Origin of the sequence: Coprococcus hominis (ex Arizal et al. 2022), assembly GCF_040094675.1 — a bacterium.
Classification (GTDB): Bacteria; Bacillota; Clostridia; order Lachnospirales; family Lachnospiraceae; genus Coprococcus_C; species Coprococcus_C hominis.
The window spans coordinates 1-1,272 of sequence record NZ_JBBNHG010000005.1; the positions used below are offsets into that span (position 1 = coordinate 1).

Genomic DNA, 1,272 nt, shown 5'->3' on the forward strand with positions numbered 1-1,272 from the left:
AAGGGGGATTATTGACTGAACATGCGAAATTCCTGACTGAACTTCATTTTTAAGATATTTATATGATAAAAAAGACAGCATAATAACAAAAATGAATTTGGGAGAGAAGGGGGATTTTGAGTCAAAAAGTGCTATTAAGAATGTTATAATACAGATTGACGATTAGAAAATAAATGGATATACTAAAAATAAGAATGGGGGTGAGTATATGCCGAACAAGATTAAGGATTTATTAGAGTTATATAAAGAAGAGATTGATAAACTAGGACGAGAGCATTTGGTAAAAATAATTTTGTATGGATCATATGCTCGTGGAGATTTTCGTCAGGATTCGGATATAGACATTATGATTCTTGTGAATGACTTGGATGATAGCTTGGTTGAATATGAAAATAAGGTGGATGATCTAACCTATGATTTTAATTGTAAATATGGAACAGAAATTATGCCAATTGTAAAAAATATAGACCAGTTTGAATATTGGAAAAACGCATATATGTTTTACAAGAATGTGGATCAGGAGGGGGTCATACTTTAATGGAAAAAGATACAGGAAGTTTTGAAGATATAGCACGGAATAAATTGGCACAGGCTATTGATGATTTGGAATCAGCAGACATTTTATTGGGAGCAGATAAATATAGAGCTGCAAATAATAGAGCATATTATGCAGTATTTCATGCAATTGATGCAGTATTATCTATGGAACCAGTTGCGTTCAAAAAGCACAAGGATGTGATTGCCTATTTTAATAAGAATTATGTAAATAAAGATGTTTTTTCGAGAGATATGGGAAGAAAAATATCCAAGTTAGAAATTATTCGTCATAAAAGTGATTATGATGATTTCTACATTGCCAGCAAATTAGATACAGTAAATCAAGTTACTATTGCAAAAGAGATTATTGGTGAAATAAAAACGTATTTGAATATGGAGTAGTGTTTGAAATACATTTTCTATGTGGTAAAAAGAATTGCCGCCGGTTCTCATCCGGAGCCGGTGGCAATGTATTATGAAAACTCAGAAATGTCATTCAGAAGAAAGAAACAAAATAGAAATTGTTAATTCCGAAACTGCACGCGGCGAAGCTTGGGGAACAAGCAGAGCGGGAACCCGCATTTGACCTTTGGGAAAAAGGGAGAATAAGCGGCAGTTTCGGTCTTTTTGATTTCGTGGGATGTGTGTGTTGGTGCCGTTGAAATCTGGATGTAGTATACAATAGATATTATAAAAAAGGGGGATTATTGACTGAACATGCGAAATTCCTGACTG

3 protein-coding genes are annotated in these 1,272 nt (G+C 33.6%); 2 read left to right on the forward strand and 1 reads right to left on the reverse strand.

Translation table 11 applies throughout. The features are described 5' to 3' along the window. Positions 1-208: 208 nt before the first annotated feature. A complete protein-coding gene (locus AAAT93_RS00080) occupies positions 209-538 on the forward strand; it encodes a nucleotidyltransferase domain-containing protein (RefSeq protein WP_021984472.1) in 330 nt (109 codons plus the stop codon). Beyond that, positions 538-939 carry a HEPN domain-containing protein gene (locus tag AAAT93_RS00085; RefSeq protein WP_021984471.1) on the forward strand — a complete coding sequence of 134 codons (402 nt, stop codon included), beginning with the start codon at positions 538-540 and terminating at the stop codon, positions 937-939. Before AAAT93_RS00080 ends, AAAT93_RS00085 begins: the two co-directional genes overlap by 1 nt. Positions 940-1,029: 90 nt before the next feature. On the opposite strand, the gene AAAT93_RS00090 is transcribed toward AAAT93_RS00085, so the two are convergent. Further along, the coding region (locus AAAT93_RS00090) for a hypothetical protein (protein ID WP_349095429.1) at positions 1,030-1,272 on the reverse strand (243 nt) is incomplete at its 5' end.

Bases quoted from the DNA above. Each gene is read 5' to 3' on its own strand.
- AAAT93_RS00080 (WP_021984472.1), top strand. From the start codon at position 209: ATGCCGAACAAGATTAAGGATTTATTAGAGTTATATAAAGAAGAGATT.
- AAAT93_RS00085 (WP_021984471.1), top strand. From the start codon at position 538: ATGGAAAAAGATACAGGAAGTTTTGAAGATATAGCACGGAATAAATTG.